Source organism: Enterobacter sp. PTB, assembly GCF_051130085.1.
Lineage (GTDB): Bacteria > Pseudomonadota > Gammaproteobacteria > Enterobacterales > Enterobacteriaceae > Enterobacter > Enterobacter ludwigii.
In genome coordinates this window covers 44842-70496 of the sequence record NZ_JBDKEE010000005.1, presented here as the reverse complement: position 1 = coordinate 70496, position 25655 = coordinate 44842, and the positions used below count along the sequence as shown (strand labels likewise).

Sequence of the window (25655 nt, the reverse complement as noted above, 5' to 3'; positions counted from 1 at the left end):
AAACACAGGCCCGGTAGGCGTAGCGCCACCGGGCTTTTTTTAACCCTCGATACCTTTACTGCGCAGGTAATCTTCGTAGTTACCGGTGAAGTCCACCACGCGCTCAGGCGTAATTTCGATCACGCGGGTCGCCAGCGAGCTGACGAATTCACGGTCGTGAGAGACGAAGATCAGGGTCCCCTGATACATCTCCAGCGCCATGTTCAGCGATTCGATAGATTCCATATCCAGGTGGTTAGTCGGTTCATCCATCACCAGGATATTAGGTTTTTCCATCATCAGCTTACCGAACAGCATGCGCCCTTTTTCACCACCGGAAAGCACTTTAGCAGGCTTCTTGATGTCGTCCTGGCTGAACAGCAGACGACCCAGAATGCTGCGCACCGCCTGCTCGTCGTCGCCTTCCTGCTTCCACTGGCTCATCCAGTCGAAGACGGTCAGGTCGTTTTCGAACTCGTATTCATGGTCCTGTGCGTAATAACCAATCTGCGCGTTTTCAGACCACTTCACGGTACCGTTATCCGGCTGCAGTTCGCCGACCAGGGTTTTCAGCAGGGTGGATTTACCCACGCCGTTGGCACCCAGAATGGCGATCTTCTCGCCCACTTCCAGCAGCAGGTTAAAGTTTTTAAACAGCGGACCGTTTTCAAAACCTTTAGCCAGGGCTTCCACTTCCAGCGCATTACGGAACAGTTTCTTGTCCTGCTCGAAGCGGATGAATGGGTTCTGACGGCTGGACGCTTTCACTTCATCAAGCTTGATCTTGTCAATCTGGCGCGCACGAGAGGTCGCCTGGCGAGATTTAGAGGCGTTCGCGCTGAAGCGGCTGACGAAAGACTGCAGATCAGCAATCTGGGCTTTCTTCTTGGCGTTATCCGCCAGCAGACGTTCACGCGCCTGCGTGGCTGCCGTCATGTACTCATCGTAGTTGCCCGGATAAACGCGCAGCTCGCCGTAGTCCAGGTCCGCCATGTGTGTACACACCATGTTCAGGAAGTGACGGTCATGCGAGATGATGATCATGGTGCTGTCGCGATCGTTCAGCGTCTGCTCCAGCCAGCGGATGGTGTCGATGTCCAGGTTGTTCGTTGGTTCGTCGAGCAGCAGGATATCCGGATTGGAGAACAGCGCCTGCGCCAGCAGAACACGCAGTTTCCAGCCTGGCGCGACTTCGCTCATCGGGCCGTAATGTTGTTCTACCGGAATACCCACACCCAGCAGCAGCTCGCCCGCACGCGCTTCCGCAGAGTAGCCATCCATTTCGCCGTACAGCACTTCGAGATCGGCCACTTTGTAGCCATCTTCTTCGCTCATCTCCGCCAGAGCGTAGATGCGATCGCGCTCCTGCTTCACTTCCCACAGCTCCGCGTGTCCCATGATAACGGTGTCAAGGACGGTGAACTCTTCAAAGGCGAACTGATCCTGACGCAGCTTACCGATGCGCTCGTTTGGATCGAGCGAAACGTTGCCCAGCGTCGGCTCTAAATCACCGCCGAGGATTTTCATAAAAGTAGATTTACCGCTACCGTTGGCGCCAATCAGGCCGTAACGGTTGCCGCCGCCAAATTTGACGGAAATGTTTTCGAACAGCGGCTTACTGCCAAACTGCATAGTGACGTTGCTGGTAACTAACACGGGGAGATTCCTGCGAAAAGTGTGATAAACACGGCATTATGCCACAATTCCGAATTGAGATCCCGCGTTGCGGCAATCCGCTAAACTTTAACAAAATCGAAAAAAATGTGATTTCGTACACATCTGAATTCCCTGTTAGCGGGAATGCACATATAATGCGCTCCCATCAAGATTCAGACTTATCAACTCATCGCCGGAATGGCTTAGATACCTCGCACAACATGAACATGAAATTAACAACGCTTTTTGCGGCGGCGTTAGCCGTAGTAGGTTTTTGCAAAACCGCTTCTGCGGTGACTTATCCGCTGCCGACAGACGGTAGCCGTCTGGTTGGTCAAAACCAGGTGGTCACGGTGCCTGAAGGCAACGCTCAGCCACTGGAATATTTCGCGGCGCAGTACCAGTTGGGCCTGTCTAACATGCTGGAAGCGAATCCGGGTGTTGACCCGTATCTGCCTAAAGCCGGTACCGTGCTGAACATTCCTCAGCAGCTGATCCTGCCGGATACCGTCCATGAAGGTATCGTCATCAACAGCGCGGAAATGCGTCTGTATTACTACCCGAAAGGCACCAACACGGTTATCGTGCTGCCAATCGGTATCGGCCAGCTGGGTAAAGACACCCCAATGAACTGGACGACCAAAGTTGAGCGTAAGAAAGCAGGCCCAACCTGGACGCCAACCGCCAAAATGCACGCGGAGTACATCGCTGCGGGTGAACCTCTGCCAGCCGTTGTACCGGCAGGCCCGGATAACCCAATGGGTCTGTACGCGCTGTACATTGGCCGTCTGTACGCGATTCACGGGACCAACGCCAACTTCGGTATCGGCCTGCGCGTAAGCCACGGCTGCGTACGTCTGCGTAACGAAGACATCAAATTCCTGTTCGAAAACGTGCCGGTCGGAACCCGCGTCCAGTTCATCAACGAACCGGTTAAAGCGACGTCTGAGCCGGATGGCAGCCGTTACATTGAAGTACACAACCCGCTGTCCACCAGTGAAGACCAGATCAACAACAACGAAATCGTTCCGGTTACGCTGAACAGCGCGGTGCAGTCCGTGACCTCTCAGCCGGATGTAGAGACAGCGATTGTTGACCAGGCCGTTCAGAACCGTTCTGGTATGCCAGTGCGTCTGAACTGACCTTCTGCCCGGTGGCGCTTTGCTGACCGGGTCTGAGAATAAAAAAGCGGGCTCTGATGCCCGCTTTTTTTTATCCGTTATTGACGATAACTATCCCGCCGTGGTCGTAACGGTAGTGACAGTGGGCATACTCAAGCGGTGTGCCATCCTCCAGATAGATAACCTGCTCCACCTCCAGCACCGGATCGGTCTGCTCGCAGATAAGGTGTTGCATATCCAGCGCGTTCGGTTTTAGCGCCCGCACCACCCGGTACGACCCCATAATTTTCAGCCCCAGCGTCTCCTGCACGTAGCGGAACACGGAGCCTTCAAGATGGCTTTTATTCAGACCGGGCACCAGATTAAGCGGCATAACGGTGGAGTCCAGCGACATCGGCTCACCGTTGAGCAGACGCAGCCGAACAAAGTCATAGACAGGCGCATCGGCGTTAATCATCAGCGAGGCCTGCTCCTTCTCGTTTGGAAAACGCAGCTCGAAATGGACCACGACGCTGGAAACGGTACCCAGATGCTCCCAGGTTTTTGTTGCGCCGAAGTAGTCGCTGCCGGAAAGATCCCACTGCGAGAGTTGCAGGAAATTTTTGCGGATAAACGTCCCCTGCCCCTGACGGGTATAGATCAGCCCTTCCACAATTAACTGGCGTATGGCCTGCTGTATGGTCATCCGGCTGGTGCTGAACTCCGCCGCCAGGGCAAACTGGTCCGGGAGCGGTTCGTTGGCGGCGTATTGCTGGCTAATAATGCGTTTCTTAATTTCCCGCGCTATGGTGATGTACTTCGCCGCCATCGTCCTTCCTTTTTGTTAGTTTTCTGTCCCGCTGTTTTTTAATGCCACTCTCTCGGCAATTTTGAGGAAAGGCAGGTAGAAGAATACACCAAATACAATGATTGCCAACTGCACGACCACGGCGCGCCAGTCCCCTGCCGTTGCCAGCCAGGCGCTCAGAATGGGCGGGGTTGTCCACGGGATCATAACCACACAGCGCGACATTAACCCCAGGGTCGTACAGAACCACGCAAACCAGATACCTATGGCAGGTAGCAGCACAAAGGGGATCATCAGCGGCAGGTTGAACACAATCGGCAGGCCAAAAATGACCGGCTCGTTGATGTTAAACAGGCCCGGCGCCAGCGACAAACGGGCCACCTGTTTCGCCGATTTTTGCCGTGAGAAGACGAAAATGGCAATCAACAGGGAAATCGTGCTGCCGGTGCCCCCCACCATACCAAAGGTCGGTACAAAGATATTATTGATGATATGTGGGACAGGCTGACCGTTGGCAAAGGCCAGCATATTCTCGTTGGTGTTGATCAGCAGAAACGGCTCCAGCACCACGCTGTTAACCACCGACTGATGGATCCCAAGCGTGAACAGGAAGTTACCAAAGCTATAGATAAAAATCGTGCCCGGCAGGCTGGTGTTGATCAGGCGCAGCGGCTGCTGAATAAAAGTGGTGATCAGGTGGATGAGATCCGTGTGCAACACGTTCGCCAGAAGCGCGGCCAGTATGGCAAACAGGGAAAGCGTCAGGATCGTCGGGATCAGCGCGGTAAACGATTTGCTGACCGCAGGCGGTACATTTTCACCTAAAGAAATGTGCAGCGCTTTCAGACGAGAAATGGCGATAAACAGTTCCGTTGAGAGCAGACCAATCAGCACCCCGGCAAAAATGCCGGTTGAGCCAATATTGGAGAACGTCAGCACCTGCGTGACGTTCACCGTGGCGTCGCTGCCGACGGGCGTGAGCTGTAAGCGCATCGGCATCATAATGATAAAACTGCTGATGGCGATAACCACTGCCGAGACCGGGTTGTCGAAGTCTTTGTTGCGTGCCAGCGACCAGGCAATCATCGGTGCCAGCAACAGCGCGGCGATATTCAGCGTACCGTTAATAATCGCCTCGCCCCACACCTTAAAATGCACCAGCGTGTCGCCTTCAAAAATCCATGGAAATACCACGTTATTCACCAGCACCGCCAGACCGGCAAGGATGAAAATGGGCATGACCGTGGCGAAGGCATCGCGCAGGGAACGCAGGTGCACCTGGTTTGCCAGGCGCGCCGAGAACTCAACAAATCTGTCGACAAAAGACTGCATATGCGGTGTTATTTTTGTTTCAGACATAGCGGATATTTCCCTTCAATCAGTCACAAAAACGGCCCGGCAGCGTACGGCTTACATCTCGCGTCCGTTGGTATGGATAACCTGTTTCAACCATGCGTAGCTCTTCTTCGGTACGCGCTTTAAGTCTTTGAGGTCGTGGTTTTCACGGTTCACATAGACCACGCCGTAACGCTTACGCATGTCTCCCTGTGAACTCAGAATGTCGATTAAGCCCCAGCCGAGGTAACCGATCACCTCTGCGCCATCCTCAAACATGGCTTGTTTCATCGCCTCGATATGCGCCCGGTGGTAGTCAATACGGTAGATATCTTCAATCGGATTCACACCGTCCCAGGACTCGATCACCCCAATACCGTTTTCAATCGGGAATACCGGCATACGCCAGTCGTTGTAATAGCGGGTGATGATGGTGCGAAAGCCCAGCGGATCAATCTGCCAGTTCCATTCGGTCGCTTTCAGGTACGGGTTATTTTTATCACCGTGCAGAAGGTAATCGTTGACCGGCGTTCCTTCGAGGATCGCATCGCTGTCGAGGGTTTTACTGGCGTAGTAGCTGAAGGCCATATAGTCGTTTTTGGTACGCGCCAGCAGCGCAAGATCCTCAGCGCGGTAGATATCCGCAAAACCTTGCTGTTCAACGACCGCCATCACCGCCGGGCTGTAACCCTGGCCGGCAAAGACGCGCAGCAGGTTCTGGTTGAGGAATTCGTCATACTGCTGGGCGCAGAAGATATCACGCGGTTTACAGGTCGCCGGATAGACCAGCTGGTGCGCCAGCATACCGCCCATCAGCTGGCCCGGACGGGTCTGGTGCAGGTATTCGGTCAGGGTCATATGCGCGACCATGGTGTGGTGCTGCAGTTCATACAGCTCGCGCAGGGTTTTCTCGCCTTTCATATAGCCCGAGATCCGGAAGGCTTCCGGCATGTGGAAGATGTTCTGCTCGTTAAACGTCAGCCAGTACTTCACCCGGTCGCCGTAACAGTCGATCATCTTTTTGCCGTAGCGGATAAACGCGTCCATCACACGGCGATCGTTAAAACCGTTGTACTCCTGCGCCAGCGCCAGCGGCATATCGAAGTGGTAGAGGCAGATCATCGGCTCAATGCCGCGGGCAATTAAATCGTTAATAAAGCGGTCATAAAAGGCGATGCCTTCGTCGTTGAAGTCACCGTCGCCCTGTGGACATACGCGGCTCCAGGCGATCTGAAAGCGGTAGCAGTTCATGCCCAGATCCTGCATCAGGTCGAAATCTTCCCGATAGCGGTGGTAGGAATCGGTCGCGACTTTCCAGTCAGACACGTTCTCCCCGGCTTCGCGAATGTCATATACCGACATTCCCTTTCCTCCCTCATTCCAGGCCCCTTCCGTCTGCATACTGGATACGGAATTGCCCCATAAAAAATTGGCTGGCAGAAATTGATTCATGATCGCTCCCTATATGACTAGTCATTTAAAATTTCATGACTAGTCATATAGGCGAAGACGAAAAATCAATCAAAGAGGAGGATCGTTTTTTGTGAGCAAGGCGGGAAAAAAACCCGGTCAGCGAAGCGAGACCGGGGAGAAGGACGGTTATTGTTGTGCGAGCTGATGACGACGATATTCACCCTGCCGCTCCAGCATCCAGCCCGGGTATTCGCGCGGCAGCGCGCTGACGGCATCAAGCTGTTTAAGCTCATCTTCGCTTAAACGGATCCCGGTGGCGGCAATGTTGTCGTCCAGCTGGTCGACACGTTTGGCACCAATAATGACGCTGGTTACGGCCTTCTGATGCAGCAACCACGCCAGCGCAATTTGTGCCACTGAGACACCTTTGCGCTCGGCCAGGGTGCGCATCACATCCACGCAATCGAAAGCACGCTCTTTATTCACCGGCGGGAAGTCAAATTCCAGGCGGCGACCGCCGGATTCACTCTGCCCGTCACGGCCATATTTTCCGCTAAGCAGACCGCCTGCCAGTGGGCTCCAGACCATCAACCCGACGCCTTCACTCTGCATCATCGGTATCAGTTCACGCTCAAGATCGCGCCCGGCGATGGTGTAATACGCCTGCAGCGAAGCAAAACGCGCCAGTCCAAGGCGTTCGGAAATGCCCAGCGCTTTGGCAATCTGCCACGCCGCCCAGTTAGAGACGCCGATATAACGCACGTGCCCATGCTGCACCAGGTTATCCAGCGCGTAGAGCATCTCTTCGACCGGGGTTGCCGGGTCAAAACCGTGGAGCTGATACAGATCGATATGATCAAGCTGCAGACGGCGCAGGCTCTCTTTGACGCTACTGATGATGTGATAGCGCGAACTGCCGCGGGAGTTCACCCCGGCCGTGCCCGTTTCGCCAAACACTTTGGTGGCAACCACCACATTTTCGCGCGGAATTTTCAGGTTCTTCAGCGCCTGGCCGGTGATCTCCTCCGAGCGCCCTTCCGAATACACATCCGCGGTATCGATGAAATTAATTCCGGCATCCAGTGCACGGCCCACCAGCTGCTCGGCTTCACTTTGCTGCAGCTGACCAATCTTGCCCCACATGCCGCCTTCTCCGCCGAAGGTCATGGTGCCAAGGCACAGTTCAGACACAAACAGACCGGTATTGCCCAGTTTTTGATAACGCATAAGATAATCCTCGCATGTCGTTCGATGGGTACCCGATAGTTATACCCGCCCCATAGCCATCGCGAATGTGGTGTTCCTGTCCGTTTCTTGCCCAATCCTCTGAATCTTATCCGCGCGGAGCCTCACCAAAGACCTTGTAATCCGGTAATTGCACCTGCTGATACGGCTCCCAGCCGCCGCCCAGCGCTTTGTAGAGCGCAACCAGATCGAGAGCGCTTTGTACCTGCGCCTGCGCGCGTTGCTGCTGCGCCTGCGCCAGCTGCCGCTGGGCATCCAGCACGTCAATAAAGCTGGCGATCCCCTGCCGGTAGCTGTCGCTTGCCAAATCAAACGCGTTTTGCAACGCATCGATGGTTTTAGCAAGGCCGGCTTCACGCTGCTGATCGGTGCGGTAGCTCACCAGCGCATTCTCTACGTCCCCGAGCGCGGTGAGCACCGTCTGGCGGTAGTCGAGCACTGCCGCGCCCTGCTGCGCACGCGCCACCTTCACGCTCGAGACCAGTCTTCCGCCCTGGAAAATCGGTATCGAGACCTGCGGGCCGAAGCTGTAGAAGTGGCTGCTCCAGTCCGTCAGCCAGTTGGTTTCGCTGTTTCGCAGGCCGAACTGCCCGGAGAGGGTAAAGCTCGGGAACAGCTGCGCCACGGAAACGCCAATTTGCGCCGTGGCGGCGTGGAGATTGGCTTCCGCCTCGCGCACGTCAGGACGACGACGGGCCAGCGTAGAGGGGATACCCGTTTGTACGATATCCGGCAGGGCGGGCATCGGCTGCGCCGACTGCAGCTCCGCATCCAGCGCCCCCGGCGGCTTGCCGAGTAAAATCGCGAGACCATTCATTGCCTGCCGTGCCTGGGCCTGATACTGAGGAAGCTGCGCTTCGAGGTTCCCCAACTGGGCACGCGCATTTTCAACGTCCATCTGCGGTGACAGCCCGCCCCGCTGGCGGCTTTCGGTGAGTTCCAGGGTTTGTTGCGCGCTCTTAATCTGGGTGTTCAGCGTGGCAATGATGCTCTGCGCACCCCGCAGCTGCAGCCATGCGCGCGCCACTTCCGCCTCCAGCGACACCAGCGCGTCGTTACGCTGCTCTATCGCCGCTTTCTGCTGCGCTTCGGCAGCCTCTACCTGTCGGCGCACCTTGCCCCACAGGTCGATTTCCCACTGCGCATCGAAGCTCCCCTGGTAAAGATTGATCGGCTGCGTCAGCGGCCCTAGCGCGCCCCTGAGTTCAGGATCCACGTTATCAAGCTGGTCGTACACGCCGTGGGATTTCAGCTCTCCCTCCAGCCCAAGCTGCTGGCGCGTGGCCTGCAGATTACCGTTTACGGAAGGGTAAAACGCCCCACCCGCCTGGTTAATCTGTTCGCGCGCCCCGGCAATACGCAATACCGTCTGCTGCAGGGATAAATTTCCCGCGATCGCGCGCTCTATCAGGCTGTCCAGCTGCGGTGAACCGAAGGTTTTCCACCAGCGTGGGTTGGTTGCCGTCGAGGCCGTTTTTGACTTCACGCCGCTGTCACCCGGGTCGTTCCAGTGTGTCGGGGTCTGCGACGCCGGCGGCTGGTAATCCGGCCCCATGGCACAGCCTGCCAGCAGCATGATCATCAGGGGGGTTAAACGTCTGTGTATCATCAATGTGCTCCTGCACTCCCCTCGCTCTTAACCGGCGAGAGCAACAAACAAAACGGAATCAGTAACATGGCTACCACACTCAGAATGGTGAACACGTCGATATACGCCAGGAAGCGCGACTGCTCGATCATGGTCTGGTACATGCGCCCGGTGGCGATACCGGTAGGGTCCCCGACCTGAGTGGTGAAGTTCTGGATCGCCTGTGCGCTTTCGCGTATCGCCAGCTGGAACTGTTCATTAAACGGTGACGCGTGATAGGCCAGATGCGCGCTGTGCGCCTGGGAACGTTCGGTAATGGCCGCCGTAGAAAGCGAGATGCCAATTGAGCCCGCCACGTTGCGGAACATGGTGAACAGCGCCGCCGCATCGGCGTTCAGCCGCCTCGGTATCGAAATAAAAGCAATGGTGGTGAGAGGAACAAACAGGAACCCAAGCCCTATCGACTGGGCGCTGCGGAACAACACCAGCGTTTCGAAATCGATATCCGGGGTCAGCGTACGTGACCAGAAGAACGACACCGCCAGGCAGGTAAAACCGAAAGCGATAATCCAGCGCGTCTGCACCACCGGCATCAGCTTCAGCACCAGCGGGATAGTCAATACGATCAACACGGCGCCCGGCGAAAGCACCAGCCCCGACCAGGTGGCGGTGTAGCCCAGATCCTGCTGTGCAAGCTGCGGAATCACCACCGAACTGCCGTACAGAATCATCGCCATGCCCGCCATCAGCAGGCTGGAGATGGCGAAGTTGCGATCTTTCATGCAGTGCAGATCTACCACCGGTTTTTTGGCATACACCAGCCAGTAAATCGCTCCAATAATGCCGATGAGCGTCAGCACGGCGAAGGTGCGAATAAAGTTCGAATAAAACCAGTCCTCATCTTCTCCCCGGTCGAGCATCACCTGCAGGCAGCCCAGCCCCAGCGCGATCAGGCCGATCCCCGTCCAGTCGATAGACAGCTTCTCTTTCGATTTGCTTTCCCATGGCGGGTCTTCCAGCAGCTGGTAGATCGCCAGCACCGTTACAATCCCCACCGGAATGTTGATGAAGAAAACCCAGCGCCAGGAGTAGTTATCGGTGATCCAGCCGCCCAGCGTCGGGCCAAGTACCGGCGCAACGATGATGGCGATTGACGACAGGCCAAACGCTTTACCCCGGTCCTCGGGTTTAAAGTAGTCGAGCAGCACCGACTGCTGCGTGGGCTGCAGCCCCCCGCCGAAAAAGCCCTGCATTACGCGAAAGAGAATGATTTGCCACAGCTCGGTGGCGATCCCGCACAGGAACGAACAGACGGTGAACATCACGATGCAGATGAGGAAGAACTGCTTGCGGCCAAAAACCCGGCTCAGGAAAGCCGATATCGGCAGCACTATGCCGTTTGCCACCAGGTAGCTGGTCAATACCCAGGTGGATTCGTCGTAGCTGGACGAGAGCGACCCGGCCACATGCGGGAGCGCCACGTTAACGATAGTGGTGTCGAGGATCTCCATAAACACCGCCAGCGTGACCACAATCGCCACCGCCCACGGATTACTGGCGGGTCGCCAGTTGTCGTGGCTGTGATCCGTCATTCCACTGTCACCTTCGGTGCAACCGACAGCCCAAGCGGCAACGGTTTGTTGGGATCCAGCCCTTTATCAATCACGATCTTCACCGGCACGCGCTGAACGATTTTGACAAAGTTACCGGTAGCGTTTTCCGACGGGAAGGCGGAGAAGCGCGAGCCGCTGCCCTGTTGAATACTGTCGACATGGCCTTCGAGCGCCATATCCGGCCAGGCATCTACGGACACCTCGACCTTATCGCCCGGCTTCATGCGTTCGAGCTGCGACTCTTTAAAGTTCGCCACCACCCACACATTCGGAGAGACCAGTGAAAACAGCGCGGTACCCGCCTGCACCAGGGTGCCGGGCTGGACGTTGCGTTTAGTGACAAAACCGTCAAACGGGGCGCGGACTTCGGTGTAAGAGAGGTTCAGCGTCGCGGTTTCCAGCTGCGCTTTGGCCTGATCGACCTGGCGCTGACGCGCTTCCACATTGGTTTCCTGCTGGCGGATCTGCAGCTGTACCTGCTCTGCCACTTCAAGCTGCGCCTGCGCACTTGCCAGGCCCGCCTGGGCACTGCGCAGCTGGGCATTGGCGGTATCAATACTTTGCTGGGTGGTCGCTCGCGGGTCAACGCCTCGCTGGCGGCGATACTCCGCCTGCGCATTGGCCAGATCGGCCTGCGCTTTAATCACCTGCGCTTTGGCTTCATCACGCTGAGCGGGATACTGGACTTTTGACAGCGCCAGCTGCGCCTGAGCCTGATGCAGCTGGGCTATCGCCAGCCCAAGCTGGGCCTGCGCCTGATCGCGCTGGGCGGTGGTATCACGCGGATCGATAACCACCAGCAGGTCACCCTTTTTCACCCGCTGGTTATCGCGCACGCGCAGCTCGGTGACATAGCCTGCCGTTTTCGGGGCAATCGTCACCACATCACCGTCGGTAAAGGCGTCGTCAGTGGTCTCTTCGTTACGGGTTAAAAACCACCAGACCAGCGCCACGATAACCATCACCACCACGACAATGCCAAGGATGATTAACGGTTTTTTGCCCGGGCGCTTACGCTGTTTAGTGTTGTTTTCCTGCTCGTCAGCAGGCAGGTTTTGATCTTCAGCCATAGGTCAGCAACAGTCCTGTCAGTGAGCGGCATCACACTATGCCGTTCACTAAAGCTAGGACGTTGCTATACGTTTGCCAGGAAAAACTGACAAATTGCGCACTATATGAGAAGGAAAATTCCGAAACCGATCGCCGCGGCCCAAATCAGCATCGGGATCGACCAGACATGGAAACGCCACCAGATACGACGATCGTTAGCCATACGCAGGGCAATCAGGTTAGCAAGCGAACCGGGCAGCAGCCCAAACCCACCGATATTCACCGCCCACGCCAGCAGCGTGTCAGGGGGAACGTAGTTGAGGAGTAAAATGGTGGAAGGCACGTTGCTGATGAACTGTGACAGACCAATCGCCGTGAGCCACAATCCCGGCTGCGACAGGCCGCTGACGCTGTGCAGAACGTGTTGCAGAACCGGAAGCTGGATAAGCAGATGCACATCAATAAACATCACCATAAAGACCAGCAATAACGTCCAGTCCACGCTGATCAGCACGCGCCGCGCCAGGAATAAAAAACCGGCGGCGACGAGCAGTACGCCCGCCAGTTCATACTTCAGTTCCAGCGCGAACAGGAAAACGATGTACAGCGCCAGACAACTCCACACCAGACGCGGCTGCCACTGCGGGCCCGTGGTACCGCTGTGATACTGCAGTTTTTTGACCGGGAACGCGAACCAGCAGACCGCCAGCAGCGACACCATCATCACCAGCGCCAGCGGAGCCATCTGCCAGGTAAAAGCGGCAAACGACAGCCCGGAGCGTCCCCACAGGAGAATATTTTGTGGGTTGCCAATAGGGGTCAGAAGCGAACCGGCGTTAACGGCCAGCGCCTCGAAGATGATCAGCCGGCTAACCGGGATCTCGCAGAGCTTACGCAACGTGAGCGTGAGTGGCACGATGATAAACAGCGCCACGTCGTTGGTCAGAAACGTCGACAGCACCGCAGCAGAGAACACCATAAACAGCGCCAGGCGGCGTTCAGTGGCAAAGCGGCGCACCATTTTACGTCCCAGGACGTCAAAATAGCCACTCAACTCTACCCCTTTGGTGAGCATCATCAGGCCACTGAGGGTAATGATGGTGCGCCAGTCAATCACCGCAGGCCAGGTGTGTGGCGCAAACGGCACAAAGATGCTTAATACTGCGCCAATGATGAATAAGAGATGGAAGAAACGATCGCGTGCCAGGGCCTGCAGTCCGGGGATGTTCATTCAGCGGAGGGACCATATTTAAGGGTAAATTCGCGAAACTTAACCAGCGTCTCTTCGCTGACGTGGTGTTCCATTCCTTCCGCGTCCCGGCGGGCAATTTCCGGGCTTACGCCCAGCACCAGTAAGAAGTTTTCGACGAGCTGGTGGCGCTCGCGACTCTCCTGGGCGAGTTTCTCCCCTTCCGGCGTCAGAAAGACGCCGCGCCAGGGGATCATTTCAATCAGGCCCACGGAGGCCAGACGTTTTAACATTTTTGCCACTGTCGGTTGGGAAACGCCCAGCCGTGCAGCCATATCCACCTGGCGCGCCTCCCCGACCTCGCGAATCAAATCGGAAATCAGTTCAACATAGTCATCAATCAGCTCACGACGGTGCGCTTCACGTACCTGGCGAAAACCTTCGACATGTTCTTCAACATTCACCAGTTGCGTCGTTTTTCTGATTGTTGGCTTACCTGCGCGACGGTTCATTGTACTTCCTCAGTGGGGTGACGCTTCCAGCGCCCGGTATCGAGAGCGCACATTGTAAACCATCCCTCTACAAGCACAAAAAATTAACGAAATAGCCATAGCTATACAATATAGCCTGTGCTATATCTGTATGTAATGCAGTCACCCTTCACGGATCGAAGGGATCAAAAATCAGGAGGTCTCATGAACGAATTCAAGAGGTGTATGAACGTGTTTACCCACTCTCCCTTTAAAGTACGCCTGATGCTGTTGAACATGCTGTGCGATATGTTTAACAACAAACCCCCGCATCAGGACGACAAACCTTCCCACTAAGCGGTGTTGCGGTACGCCGCTTCATTTTTCCGTCACAAACCCTCTGTACACTGGCTTTTAGCCGCCCTATTCCCGATCTTTTTTACGGATTTGCAATCCCCTTCGCAAAACATCTGCTTAGCAACTGTTGCTATTATTTAGCGCTCGCACTATCTTCTTGCAGCCCTGCACAATTTGCGGCTCGCTGAAGCGGACCCTCATTCCCTCTCCACGCACTGTCAGGCAGGTTATGACCCTTGACGCCAGGGTGAGCACATGGCGTTTTTATCCATGATAGTGACCTATGAATTTAACCCTGATAGACACCGTTGTTACCCGTAGCCGGGCCCTAAGCCCGTGGACGGGATTTTACTTTTTGCAGTCATTACTGATTAACTTTGCGCTGGGCTATCCCTTTAGCCTGCTTTATGCCGTGGCCTTTACCTGCATATTGCATGTGCTGTGGCGAACGGCTCCGCGTGCGCAAAAAACGTTAGTCGGAATCTGTTCTCTGGTCGCTGCACTCTATTTCCCGTTTGGTCAGGCTTACGGCTCGCCGAACTTTAATACCCTGCTGGCGCTGCACTCGACCAATATGGAAGAGTCGACAGAGATCCTGACGATCTTCCCCTGGTACAGCTACGTGGTCGGCCTCTTTATCTTTGCCCTTGGCGTGATAGCCGTTCGCCGTAAAGCGGAAGAGAAAAAAACGTGGGGAAAAATTGAGCACCTGTGCCTGGCGTTCAGCGTGGTGACATTCTTTGTCGCACCAGTACAAAACCTGGCCTGGGGTGGGGTTTTCAAGCTGAAGGATACCGGCTATCCGGTGTTCCGTTTTGTGAAAGACGTCGTCGTTAACAATAAAGAGGTGCTCGACGAACAGGCACGTATGGCTGAGCTTTCAAATATGAAAGACACCTGGAACGTGCTGGCCGTGAAGCCCAAATATCACACCTATGTGGTGGTGATTGGTGAAAGTGCACGTCGCGACGCCATGGGAGCCTTTGGCGGACACTGGGACAACACGCCGTTCGCCAGTTCGGTCAAAGGCACCCTGTTTACCGATTATGTTGCGGCCAGCGGCTCAACGCAGAAATCTCTCGGCCTGACGCTGAACCGGGTGGTCGATGACAAACCCCAGTTTCAGGATAACTTTGTTACCCTGGCGAACCGCGCAGGTTTCCAGACCTGGTGGTTCTCCAATCAGGGGCAAATTGGCGAATACGATACGGCCATTGCCAGTATCGCCAGACGCGCCGACGAAGTGCAGTTCCTGAAGAACGGTGATTTTGAAGCGGACAAGAACACGAAAGATGAAGCGTTGCTGAAAATGACGGCGCAGGTCTTTGCCTCTCCGCGTACCCAGCCGCAGCTGATTGTTCTGCACCTGATGGGGTCTCACCCGCAGGCCTGCGATCGGACCGGCGGTAAATACGCAGAGTTTGTGCAATCCAAAGAGACCTCATGCTATCTCTACACCATGACGCAAACCGACGACCTGCTGAGCAAACTGTACGATCAGTTACGCAATACGGGTGACAGTTTCTCGATGGTCTACTTCTCGGATCACGGGCTGGCGTTTAAAGAGCGCGGTAAAGAGGTGCAGTATCTGGCGCACGACGACAAGTTCCAGCAGAACTTCCAGGTACCGTTTATGGTTGTGTCGAGTGATGATAAAACGCATCGCATTATTAAAGCGCGGCGTTCGGCCAATGATTTCCTGACCTTCTTCTCGCAGTGGACGGGGATTTCGGCACAGCAGATAAAAAATGCGTACCCGTTTGTCTCTAACAAGAAGGCTCCCCCAGTTTACGTTACCAACTTCAAGTTACAGAAAGTTGACTATAACCATCTGGGAACCGATATCTTCGATATTAAGAGTAAATAATCCGGGCAATCTGCTACCCTCTCCTGCAAGGCGAGGGATTAATGTAAAAAAAAATCCGCCACATTGGGCGGATTTTTTACTGGCTCACCGAAGTGATTAGAAGCGGTAACCTACGCCCGCGATCCAGGTGCCAACGTCAACGTTGCGGATACGGCTCTGCTCATAAGAGAAGTCCAGAGCGACGTCCTGGATTGGGTTGAACTGCAGACCCGCGCCATAGGAGAAGCCGTAGTCGCTGTTGCTTGCAGTGCGGTTCAGACCCTGGTTTTCGGTCTGCTGGAATTTACCGTAGCCAACACCTACAACACCGTAGATGCTTGCCCAGTCGTTCAGACGGTAAGCTGGACCAGCGGTGATGCCGTAGTACTGGCCTTTGTTGTATGCGCCGTTTTCAGAACGATCTTTCTCGGTGTAGGTGAAAGAACCGATCACGCCCAGTGGGTTGTTATCCTGCTCGTAACGATACTTCAGGTTGAAACCGTTAGCTTTGTTCATCACGCCCTGCATATCGCTCTGAGCGTAACCACCAGTTACAGTAGAAGTAGCAGCTACAGCGGTACCTGCGGAAACAGCCAGTACAGCGGCCAGTGCTGAAAGACATGCAATTTTTTTCATAACCACCTCAAATGTGCTTCAAGTAAGTCCGTAAGTTTTAAATATATCAAAAAAATTTGCGAAACTCTTTGTGATTCGTGATGTCTAACTGAACCTTTCCTGTAACAGAACATTTCCAGCGTCAGCTATCTCATTCAAATCACATACAATTTTCGCTATAAAACGCTCATACTGCGCGTCTGCGCAGTTACATTCATCCAGATTATTCCTAATCTGACAGGCGATAAATCCACCAGCGCTTAACCATTTTACGGAATTTACACGTTTTTTTTTCAACGGTCTCTCAACCGTTGCAGCTTATTTCCTTTACACTGCAACCTTTACTTCATTTGACATAAGTTGACAGGAGAAAGGATGCCTGGGTTATCCCGCTCGTCGTCGGTCTGGTTGCCGGTTGTCGTCATACTCATCGCCATGTTGTCCATTCAAAGCGGTGCCTCGCTGGCCAAATCCCTCTTTCCGCTGGTCGGTGCGCCTGGGGTCACGGCCCTGCGTATTGCCCTCGGAACCGCGATCCTGGTGGTGATTTTCAAACCCTGGCGTTTACGCTTTAAAAAAGAACAACGCTTACCGCTGCTTTTTTACGGGCTGTCCCTGGGAGCGATGAACTACATGTTCTATCTCTCCATCCAGACAATTCCGTTGGGGATTGCCGTGGCACTGGAGTTTACTGGCCCGCTGGCGGTAGCGCTTTTCTCGTCCCGTCGTCCCGTTGACTTTATCTGGGTAATTTTAGCCGTTCTTGGCCTGTGGTTCCTGCTGCCGCTGGGCCAGAGCGTCTCAGAGATCGATCTCACGGGCGCGGCGCTGGCTCTGGGGGCGGGTGCCTGCTGGGCTATCTATATAGTGACCGGACAGCGCGCCGGGGAAGAGCATGGCCCGGCGACGGTGGCAATCGGTTCATTGATTGCCGCTATCATCTTTGTGCCGGTGGGTATGGCTCAGGCCACCGAGTCCATCTGGCAATGGTCAGTCATGCCCATCGGGCTGGCGGTCGCCATTCTTTCCACAGCACTCCCCTACTCTTTAGAGATGATAGCCCTTACGCGCCTGCCGACGCGCATTTTCGGCACGCTAATGAGCATGGAGCCCGCGCTCGCCGCCCTGTCAGGGATGGTCTTCCTCGGGGAAACCCTGACCTTCACCCAGACGCTGGCCCTGTGTTCGATTATCGCCGCCTCAATGGGCTCAACGCTGACGATGCGCCCGGAACCTAAAGTTGAGAAAATTGACCTCAATTAGCGCCCTATATTCTGCGTGGCTTTATAGCCATGCAGAATAAAGGCCAGTTTCCCGTTTAAAATATTTTTTTACATACTTTGCACTCTTCGTGAAATATTTCCCCCGCTGTCGATAACGTTTTCCTGAATTAGGATTGATCTGCATCAATTTTAAATAATCCCTTTAATTTCATAGCATTGTAAACACAACGTCCTTCTCACTATTAAACTGATAGGCAGAGCATCCCCACAGTGAAAAAATCCGGTGCTATACTTAATCCCGCAATTACCTGGGACACAAACATCAAGAGGATATGAGATTATGAGTACCGCTAAACTGGTGAAAACGAAAGCGTCTAATCTGCTTTATACCCGTAACGATGTATCGGATAGCGACAAAAAAGCGACCATTGAGTTGCTGAATCGCCAGGTGATCCAGTTCATCGATCTTTCGCTGATCACCAAACAGGCCCACTGGAATATGCGCGGTGCAAACTTTATTGCCGTTCACGAAATGCTGGATGGCTTCCGCACAGCACTGGTTACCCACCTCGATACCATGGCCGAACGTGCCGTACAGTTAGGCGGTGTAGCACTGGGTACCACACAGGTGATTAACAGCAAGACGCCACTGAAAAGTTATCCGCTGGATATCCATACCGTTCAGGATCACCTGAAAGAGCTGGCAGACCGCTACGCGATAGTGGCTAATGATGTGCGTAAAGCTATCGGCGAAGCGAAAGACGAAGATACAGCCGATATCTTCACCGCCGCTTCCCGCGACCTGGATCAGTTCCTGTGGTTTATTGAGTCCAACATCGAATAATTCATAAGAATTTCCTATACAACCCTCGCCCTCCGGTGAGGGTTTTGCACATCTATGGTGCACGTTTTTGGCCTGAGACGCTGCAAAAGTGAAAAAATTGTAATAATCACCTCACACAACCGTTAACGGAAGATTGTTTTTTCGTCAGAATTTACGCTAAATAACGCTTCGTCTGTTGAGCCAAATGACGCGCACCAAAACGGTGCTCCACTTTGGTGCAATAAAAGTTCATTGCCCCGTTTTCTGTGCAATGCATGACATCATCCCCTTTGTAAAACAACAGCTTGTAAAGTTGGCACGATTTTTTCATTGTGCCACTCGTTCTCGCAGGGGATCGCCCCGTGGATATAAAAGGAAATGCTATGAAGTCTGTATTAAAAGTTTCACTGGCTGCACTTACCCTGGCTTTTGCGGTCTCTTCCCAGGCTGCCGACAAACTGGTTGTGGCGACCGACACGGCGTTCGTTCCGTTTGAATTCAAACAGGGTGATAAGTACGTTGGCTTTGATGTTGATCTGTGGGCTGCTATCGCAAAAGAACTCAAACTGGATTACACCCTGAAGCCAATGGACTTCAGCGGCATCATCCCGGCACTGCAAACGAAAAACGTTGATCTGGCCCTGGCCGGTATCACCATTACTGAAGAACGTAAAAAAGCGATCGACTTCTCTGACGGCTACTACAAAAGCGGCCTGCTGGTGATGGTGAAAGCCGATAATAACGACGTAAAAAGCGTGAAAGACCTCGACGGTAAAGTCGTCGCGGTGAAAGGCGGTACCGGTTCTGTTGATTACGCGAAAGCAAACATCAAAACCAAAGACCTGCGTCAGTTCCCGAACATCGATAACGCCTACATGGAGCTGGGTACCAACCGTGCTGACGCGGTGCTGCACGATACCCCTAACATCCTGTACTTCATCAAAACGGCGGGCAACGGCAAGTTCAAAGCCGTCGGTGATTCTCTGGAAGCCCAGCAGTACGGTATAGCGTTCCCGAAAGGCAGCGACGACCTGCGTACGAAAGTTAACGGCGCGCTGAAAACCCTGAAAGAGAACGGCACCTACAACGAAATCTATAAAAAATGGTTCGGTACCGAGCCTAAATAATAATTCTTAAAAATGACGTTCACTCGGGGGCGACCTTTCGCCCCTGCTATTTTAGAAACACGGTAACAGTAACAGGAAACTATCATGCAGTTTGACTGGAGCGCCATCTGGCCTGCCATTCCTATCTTGCTTGAAGGCGCTAAAATGACCCTGTGGATTTCGGTCCTCGGTCTGGTTGGTGGGTTGATTATCGGTCTTGTCGCCGGTTTCGCCCGCACCTACGGCGGCTGGATTGCAAACCACATCGCACTGGTTTTCATCGAAGTGATCCGCGGCACCCCAATTGTCGTTCAGGTCATGTTCATCTACTTCGCCCTGCCAATGGCTTTCACCGACCTGCGCATTGACCCGTTCAGCGCCGCTGTCGTGACCATTATGATCAACTCAGGTGCCTATATCGCGGAAATTACCCGTGGTGCGGTCCTGTCGATTCATAAAGGTTTCAGTGAAGCGGGTCTGGCGTTAGGCCTTTCTCGTCGCGAAACGATCCGCCACGTCATTCTGCCGTTGGCCCTGCGCCGCATGCTGCCACCGCTGGGGAACCAGTGGATCATCAGTATTAAGGATACGTCGCTGTTCATCGTTATCGGCGTTGCTGAGCTGACCCGTCAGGGCCAGGAGATCATTGCGGGCAACTTCCGTGCGCTGGAAATCTGGAGTGCGGTAGCCGTTGTCTACCTGATCATCACTCTGGTTCTGAGTTTCGTTCTGCGTCGTCTTGAAAGAAGGATGAAAATCCTGTGATTGAATTTAAAAACGTTTCCAAGCACTTTGGCCCAACCCAGGTGCTGCACAATATCGATCTGAACATCAAACAGGGTGAAGTGGTGGTAATTATCGGGCCATCCGGCTCCGGTAAATCGACCCTGCTGCGCTGCATCAACAAGCTGGAAGAGATCACCAGCGGCGATCTGATTGTCGATGGCCTGAAGGTGAATGACCCGAAAGTCGACGACCGTCTGATTCGTCAGGAAGCTGGCATGGTGTTCCAGCAGTTCTACCTGTTCCCGCACCTGACGGCGCTGGAAAACGTAATGTTTGGTCCACTGCGCGTACGTGGCGCCAGCAAAGCGGCGGCGGAAACGCTGGCTAAAGATCTGCTGGCTAAAGTCGGCCTCGCGGAACGTGCTCATCACTACCCATCTGAGTTGTCCGGTGGACAGCAGCAGCGTGTGGCTATCGCCCGCGCACTGGCGGTAAAACCGAAGATGATGCTGTTTGATGAGCCAACCTCGGCGCTTGACCCGGAACTGCGTCACGAAGTGCTGAAAGTCATGCAGGATCTGGCTGAAGAAGGGATGACAATGGTCATCGTGACCCACGAAATCGGCTTTGCTGAGAAAGTGGCTTCCCGCCTGATCTTTATTGATAAGGGCCGTATCGCTGAAGACGGTAACCCACAAGCGCTGATCGCCAATCCACCGAGCCAGCGCCTGCAGGAGTTCCTGCAGCACGTCTCCTGATAGCGCTTCAGCTACGCCATTCTGAGCCGGGCATGCCCGGCTTTTTTACGCCAGATTGTTCCCAAAAATCCTCCCGCGCGCCTCGCCCTCTATACTTATCTTTTTGTTCATTATTTTCACCGGAGGATGCCGTGCCGTGGATCTTGCTGTTGCTTAGCCTGTTTTGTGCGCCATCGTTCGCCGTTTCCATCCCCGGCGTCACCACCGGCACGACCGCCACACAGCAAACGACACCGCCCCCAGAGCCGGATGTTGAACAGAAAAAAGCCGCCTACAGTGCCCTTGCCGATGTGCTTGAAAACGATACCTCCCGGCAGGAGTTAATCGGACAGTTGCGAAAAGTCGCCGCCACGCCGCCGCAGGAACCGGTGCCGACAATTACCCCTCCGCAAGTGGAAGAACAAAAAACGGTGCTGGAAAATGTCACCGACGTGAGCCGTCACTATGGAAGCGAGCTCTCCTCGCGCTTTGCCCAACTCTATCGCAACCTGATTGGTTCGCCCCATAAACCGTTTAATCCCCATACGTTTACGACAGCCGCCACGCAGTTTTTGATGCTGGCGGGCGCTGTATTTCTGTTTTACTGGCTGGTACGCCTGTGCGCATGGCCGCTCTACCGTAAGATGGGGCAATGGGGACGCAAGAAGAACCAGCAGAAAAGCAGCTGGTTACACCTGCCGCTGATGATAGCGTCGGCATTTATCATCGATTTACTGCTGCTGGCGCTGACGCTGTTTATGGGCCAGGTCCTGGCCGACAGGCTTAACGCCGGCAATAAAACCATCGCTTTCCAGCAGGCGCTCTTCCTCAACGCCTTTGCGCTGATCGAGTTCTTTAAGGCGCTGCTGCGTTTGATATTTTGCCCGCACGTACCGGATCTTCGCCCCTTCTCAATTCGGGATGAGAGCGCCAGATACTGGGCGCTGCGCCTCAGCGTGCTCAGTGGATTGATTGGTTACGGTCTGCTGGTTGCCGTGCCGATCATCTCCAACCAGGTCAACGTGCAGTTTGGCGCCCTGGCGAATGTGCTGATTATGATCTGCATTACCGTCTGGGCGTTGTACCTTATCTTCCATAACAAAAAGACCATTACCCAAAGCTTGCTGCATCTGGCCGATCGTTCCCTGTCGTTTTTCAGTCTCTTTATCCGCGCCTTCGCGCTGGTGTGGCACTGGCTGGCGAGCGCCTACTTTATCGTGTTGTGCTTCTTCTCGCTGTTCGACCCGGGCAACAGCCTGAAATTTATGATGGGGGCGACGTTCAAGAGCCTGGCCATCATTGGCATTGCGGCATTTGTCTCTGGCCTGCTGTCGCGCTGGCTATCGAAAACCTTCACCCTCTCGCCACAGGTGCAGCGCAGTTATCCGGAACTGCAAAAAAGGGTCAACGGCTGGATCTCGGTATCACTGAAAGTGGCGCGCATTCTCACCGTCTGCGTGGCGATTATGCTGTTGCTTAACGCATGGGGATTGTTTGACTTCTGGAACTGGCTGCACAACGGCGCGGGCGAAAAGACCGTCGATATTTTAATTCGCATCGCGCTGATCCTCTTCTTCTCTGCGGTTGGCTGGACGTTGCTGGCGAGCCTTATCGAGAACCGTCTGGTGTCCGACATTCACGGCCGCCCCCTGCCCAGCGCCCGTGCCCGCACCCTGCTGACGCTGTTTCGCAATGCGCTGGCGGTTATTATCAGCACCATCACCATCATGATTGTGCTCTCGGAAATCGGCGTGAACATCGCGCCGCTGCTGGCAGGTGCCGGCGCGCTGGGGTTGGCTATCTCCTTTGGTTCGCAAACCCTGGTGAAGGATATAATCACCGGCGTCTTTATCCAGTTTGAGAACGGGATGAACACCGGGGATCTGGTCACGATTGGGCCGTTAACCGGCACGGTAGAACGCATGTCCATTCGTTCCGTCGGCGTGCGCCAGGACACCGGGGCGTACCACATAATTCCATGGTCATCGATAACCACCTTCGCTAACTTTGTCCGAGGCATTGGCTCGGTAGTGGCCAACTACGACGTTGACCGTCATGAAGATGCAGATAAAGCGAAACAGGCGCTACGGGACGCCGTGGAAGAGATGATGGCGATGGAGGATATTCGCGGGCTGGTGATTGGAGAGCCGTCGTTTGCCGGTATTGTCGGCCTGACGAACACGGCATTTACCCTGCGCGTGTCGTTCACCACGCAGCCACTGAAGCAGTGGACGGTGCGCTTTGCGCTCGACAGTATGGTGAAAAAACACTTTGACCTGGCCGCGGTGCGGATGCCGGTGCAGACCTATCAGGTATTGCCCTCACCGGCGTCCCCCACACCGCCACAGGAGCCCACCTTATAGCGTGGGGACCGGGTAACGGCGTCGCCTTACCCGGCCTGCCTGTGGGTTATTTACTGCGCTTGTTAGCGTCCATAAAAGACCAGGCGATAAAGCGGCTCTGCTTCTGGCCTTGCGCCATCTCTTTTTTCACCACGTTAACGGCGCCCACGTCGGTCAGTGCACGGTAGAGGGGGGGCAGGTTATCCCCACGGGATACCAGCGTCGTGAACCATTTAACCTGACGGCCAAATACTTTACTTTCCTCAATCATTCGCAGGATGAATGCCACTTCTCCCCCCTCGCACCACAGTTCCTGTTGCTGCCCCCCAAAGTTCAGCGCGGCATCTTCCGCCTGACCGAGATTGCGGCGTTTGCGCTCGCTGCCCGCACGGGCGGTGGCCGCGGAGTCATGGAACGGTGGGTTACACAGGGTGGCATCGTAGCTTTCGTTCTTGTGGATAATCCCGTTGAAGATCGATGCGGCATCTTTCTGCCGACGCAAGCGGACAGACCGGCTTAACCCAGGGTTGGCGTTGATAATCGCCTGTGCGCTGGAAAACGCCTCATTACCGATTTCACTGCCGGTAAAGCGCCAGTGATATTCATGAACGCCAATCAACGGATAAATCAGGTTCGCCCCGGTCCCGATATCAAGCACGGATGCTTGCTCAGGGATGACACCGTTGCGATCGTCAGCGAGAAGATCGGCAAGATGGTGGAGATAATCGGCCCGCCCCGGCACGGGTGGGCAGAGAAAGCCTTCCGGAATATCCCAGTGCGCCACACCGTAATAGTGTGCCAGCAGGGCTTTATTGAGCATTTTAACCGCCTGCGGATCGGCAAAGTTGACCGAAGGTTCACCGGCAGGTGTCTGCACAATGTAGTCCTGCAGCGAAGGACAGCTCTGACACAACGCATTCATGTCATAGCGGTTACGATGGCGATTTCGTGGGTGCAATCCCGGCTTTTGGGAAGTCATGGCTTTCTCCTTTAAACAGCGGCGTAAGATACCCTTTGCAGGCTCAACGGTAAATATTTCTCTGCGACGCTCAAAAACCCGTCATAAATCAAACACCTTTATGTCTATGATCTGTCAGTAAAACGTCAGTTTTTATCGTTCAAAAAATAAGCAGATCATCATCAAATTTTTGCGCTAAATCACACTCGCCAGGCTTCTAAACTTAAAGGGAATCACCTGTTGTTTCCTCATGAGGATGTGATTATGAAAAAATACCTGACCCTTGTTGTTCTCGCGGGTGCACTGGCTACCGCGTCATTCTCTGCCATGGCGGTACAGTCATTGACCGACAATACAGACACCAGCCAGCTTAAGCCTGCGGGCACCGTCTCGGTAAGCCGCGCAAGTAACCTTGACGATCTCCAGAATAAACTCGCCGAAAAAGCCCGCCAGGAAGGGGCTAAAGGTTTCGTGGTTAACGCCGCGGGCGGGGATAACCATATGTATGGCACGGCGACCATTTATAAATAACGTCTCTTTCTATAAACAAACTGCATCTGCCTGACAGATGCAGTTCCTTCTGCCTTGACTGCACGTTTTTTCACCCCATAGTAAAAACAGGGCTTAACAGATCCCAGGAGTAAACCATGGCTTCCGGTTGGGCGAATGATGACGCCGTTAACGAACAAATCAACAGTACAATTGAAGATGCGGTTGCGCGCGCTCGCGGTGAAATTCCGCGCGGTGAAAGTCTCTATGAATGTGAAGAGTGTGGAGAAGTGATCCCGGAAGCGCGGCGCAAAGCCATACCGGGCGTGCGGTTATGCATCGCCTGCCAGCAGGAGAAAGATTCGAAAAATAGCGCGCACTCAGGATATAATCGCAGAGGATCGAAAGACAGCCAGCTACGTTGACTTTCCTTTACCGAAGTTAACGGCGCAAGCGGTTACCTTTACGCTCACGGTTTTTTGTGAACCGCGTAGCAAAATGTGCCCTTCTCGTCGCTTCTGTAAAGCGCAGCTACAAGAAGTGTAAAGTCGTCCTCTGAATTTATTAATATTCAATAAGTTATTTGTCATTCAATTTTTTTGAGCAACCACGTCAATTCTCTTCGATTTTCTCTCGCATAAAAAAACGTGATACTTATCACATCGACGGAACATCGTCCCCTTAACAGAATCACCTGCGAGAGATTAATTATGAAAACCATCAAATATGCTGTTGCTGCTGTTGCCCTGTCCGCTCTGTCTTTCGGCGCTTTTGCTGCAGAACCTGTGTCTCCATCTCAGGCGCAGAGCATGAACAAACTCGGTGTGGTAAGTGCTGAAGGCGCGACCACTCTGGACGGTCTGGAAGCGAAACTGGCTGAGAAAGCTGCTGCTGCCGGTGCAAGCGGATACACCATCACCTCCGCGAACACCAATAACAAACTGAGCGGTACTGCGGTTATCTATAAGTAATTGACTGAATGCTCCA

General features: G+C 54.3%; 24 protein-coding genes. 12 read left to right on the top strand and 12 right to left on the bottom strand.

What is annotated here, in order from left to right; translation table 11 throughout:
• Positions 1-39: 39 nt before the first annotated feature.
• Positions 40-1635, bottom strand: coding sequence for an ABC-F family ATPase (locus AAIR21_RS08065; protein ID WP_020884901.1), 1596 nt, complete (start codon positions 1633-1635; stop codon positions 40-42).
• A 221-nt stretch (positions 1636-1856) separates the two neighbouring features.
• Between AAIR21_RS08065 and ldtB the strand changes: the two genes are divergently transcribed.
• Positions 1857-2777, top strand: a complete 921-nt coding sequence (ldtB, locus tag AAIR21_RS08060) for a L,D-transpeptidase (protein ID WP_025204618.1) — start codon at positions 1857-1859, stop codon at positions 2775-2777.
• 70 nt (positions 2778-2847) lie between these two features.
• Here the strand turns inward: ldtB and AAIR21_RS08055 are convergent, their stop codons facing one another.
• The 9 genes from AAIR21_RS08055 to mntR all read right to left on the bottom strand — a co-directional run bounded on the left by AAIR21_RS08055 (position 2848) and on the right by mntR (position 13488).
• The gene (locus tag AAIR21_RS08055; RefSeq protein WP_014169269.1) at positions 2848-3564 is read right to left on the bottom strand and encodes a GntR family transcriptional regulator; all 717 of its coding nucleotides are present in this window, start codon (positions 3562-3564) and stop codon (positions 2848-2850) included.
• Between the two features lie 15 nt (positions 3565-3579).
• Complete coding sequence (locus tag AAIR21_RS08050; protein WP_020884903.1) at positions 3580-4902, bottom strand: PTS sugar transporter subunit IIC; 1323 nt, start codon at positions 4900-4902, stop codon at positions 3580-3582.
• A gap of 51 nt (positions 4903-4953) precedes the next feature.
• Positions 4954-6330 carry a glycoside hydrolase family 1 protein gene (locus AAIR21_RS08045; protein WP_020884904.1) on the bottom strand — a complete coding sequence of 459 codons (1377 nt, stop codon included), beginning with the start codon at positions 6328-6330 and terminating at the stop codon, positions 4954-4956.
• A gap of 147 nt (positions 6331-6477) precedes the next feature.
• On the bottom strand, positions 6478-7518 hold the full coding sequence (locus AAIR21_RS08040; protein ID WP_014169266.1) for an aldo/keto reductase: 1041 nt from the start codon (positions 7516-7518) through the stop codon (positions 6478-6480).
• 106 nt (positions 7519-7624) lie between these two features.
• Positions 7625-9145, bottom strand: a complete 1521-nt coding sequence (locus AAIR21_RS08035; protein ID WP_020884905.1) for an efflux transporter outer membrane subunit — start codon at positions 9143-9145, stop codon at positions 7625-7627.
• Positions 9145-10716 (bottom strand): DHA2 family efflux MFS transporter permease subunit, encoded by a 1572-nt coding sequence (locus tag AAIR21_RS08030; protein WP_014169264.1) that lies wholly within the window; start codon positions 10714-10716, stop codon positions 9145-9147. The genes AAIR21_RS08035 and AAIR21_RS08030 overlap by 1 nt, the downstream gene beginning before the upstream one ends.
• Complete coding sequence (locus tag AAIR21_RS08025) at positions 10713-11807, bottom strand: HlyD family secretion protein (RefSeq protein WP_020884906.1); 1095 nt, start codon at positions 11805-11807, stop codon at positions 10713-10715. Before AAIR21_RS08025 ends, AAIR21_RS08030 begins: the two co-directional genes overlap by 4 nt.
• A gap of 101 nt (positions 11808-11908) precedes the next feature.
• A complete protein-coding gene (locus AAIR21_RS08020; RefSeq protein ID WP_020884907.1) occupies positions 11909-13018 on the bottom strand; it encodes an anion transporter in 1110 nt (369 codons plus the stop codon).
• A complete protein-coding gene (mntR, locus tag AAIR21_RS08015) occupies positions 13015-13488 on the bottom strand; it encodes a manganese-binding transcriptional regulator MntR (protein WP_014169260.1) in 474 nt (157 codons plus the stop codon). Before mntR ends, AAIR21_RS08020 begins: the two co-directional genes overlap by 4 nt.
• Before the next feature lie 183 nt (positions 13489-13671).
• Here mntR and mntS point away from each other — a divergent pair, with 183 nt between their 5' ends.
• Both mntS and AAIR21_RS08005 read left to right on the top strand, forming a co-directional pair.
• Positions 13672-13803: a manganase accumulation protein MntS gene (gene mntS, locus AAIR21_RS08010; protein WP_020884908.1), complete on the top strand. Its 132-nt coding sequence runs from the start codon at positions 13672-13674 to the stop codon at positions 13801-13803.
• 283 nt (positions 13804-14086) lie between these two features.
• A complete protein-coding gene (locus tag AAIR21_RS08005; RefSeq protein ID WP_183516516.1) occupies positions 14087-15670 on the top strand; it encodes a phosphoethanolamine transferase in 1584 nt (527 codons plus the stop codon).
• A gap of 96 nt (positions 15671-15766) precedes the next feature.
• On the opposite strand, the gene ompX is transcribed toward AAIR21_RS08005, so the two are convergent.
• The gene (gene ompX, locus AAIR21_RS08000; RefSeq protein WP_020884910.1) at positions 15767-16285 is read right to left on the bottom strand and encodes an outer membrane protein OmpX; all 519 of its coding nucleotides are present in this window, start codon (positions 16283-16285) and stop codon (positions 15767-15769) included.
• A gap of 354 nt (positions 16286-16639) precedes the next feature.
• Here ompX and rhtA point away from each other — a divergent pair, with 354 nt between their 5' ends.
• From rhtA to ybiO, 6 genes are all read left to right on the top strand, one after another.
• On the top strand, positions 16640-17527 hold the full coding sequence (gene rhtA, locus AAIR21_RS07995; protein ID WP_020884911.1) for a threonine/homoserine exporter RhtA: 888 nt from the start codon (positions 16640-16642) through the stop codon (positions 17525-17527).
• A 300-nt stretch (positions 17528-17827) separates the two neighbouring features.
• Positions 17828-18331, top strand: coding sequence for a DNA starvation/stationary phase protection protein Dps (dps, locus tag AAIR21_RS07990; protein ID WP_010428924.1), 504 nt, complete (start codon positions 17828-17830; stop codon positions 18329-18331).
• 362 nt (positions 18332-18693) lie between these two features.
• Complete coding sequence (gene glnH, locus AAIR21_RS07985; RefSeq protein WP_014883108.1) at positions 18694-19437, top strand: glutamine ABC transporter substrate-binding protein GlnH; 744 nt, start codon at positions 18694-18696, stop codon at positions 19435-19437.
• Positions 19438-19521: 84 nt separating this feature from the next.
• The gene (gene glnP / locus AAIR21_RS07980; protein ID WP_014169254.1) at positions 19522-20181 is read left to right on the top strand and encodes a glutamine ABC transporter permease GlnP; all 660 of its coding nucleotides are present in this window, start codon (positions 19522-19524) and stop codon (positions 20179-20181) included.
• Positions 20178-20900: a glutamine ABC transporter ATP-binding protein GlnQ gene (glnQ, locus tag AAIR21_RS07975; protein ID WP_014169252.1), complete on the top strand. Its 723-nt coding sequence runs from the start codon at positions 20178-20180 to the stop codon at positions 20898-20900. Before glnP ends, glnQ begins: the two co-directional genes overlap by 4 nt.
• Positions 20901-21031: 131 nt before the next feature.
• Positions 21032-23242 (top strand): mechanosensitive channel protein, encoded by a 2211-nt coding sequence (gene ybiO, locus AAIR21_RS07970; RefSeq protein WP_047366371.1) that lies wholly within the window; start codon positions 21032-21034, stop codon positions 23240-23242.
• A gap of 46 nt (positions 23243-23288) precedes the next feature.
• Here ybiO and rlmF read toward each other — a convergent pair whose 3' ends face one another.
• Positions 23289-24200, bottom strand: coding sequence for a 23S rRNA (adenine(1618)-N(6))-methyltransferase RlmF (rlmF, locus tag AAIR21_RS07965; protein ID WP_020884914.1), 912 nt, complete (start codon positions 24198-24200; stop codon positions 23289-23291).
• A 243-nt stretch (positions 24201-24443) separates the two neighbouring features.
• On the opposite strand from rlmF, the gene mcbA reads away from it, so the two are divergent.
• From mcbA to ybiJ, 3 genes are all read left to right on the top strand, one after another.
• Positions 24444-24710 (top strand): DUF1471 family periplasmic protein McbA, encoded by a 267-nt coding sequence (mcbA, locus tag AAIR21_RS07960; protein ID WP_032677729.1) that lies wholly within the window; start codon positions 24444-24446, stop codon positions 24708-24710.
• A gap of 116 nt (positions 24711-24826) precedes the next feature.
• A complete protein-coding gene (locus tag AAIR21_RS07955; RefSeq protein ID WP_014169247.1) occupies positions 24827-25093 on the top strand; it encodes a DksA/TraR family C4-type zinc finger protein in 267 nt (88 codons plus the stop codon).
• Positions 25094-25378: 285 nt separating this feature from the next.
• Positions 25379-25639: a DUF1471 family protein YbiJ gene (gene ybiJ, locus AAIR21_RS07950; protein WP_020884917.1), complete on the top strand. Its 261-nt coding sequence runs from the start codon at positions 25379-25381 to the stop codon at positions 25637-25639.
• Positions 25640-25655 lie beyond the last annotated feature (16 nt).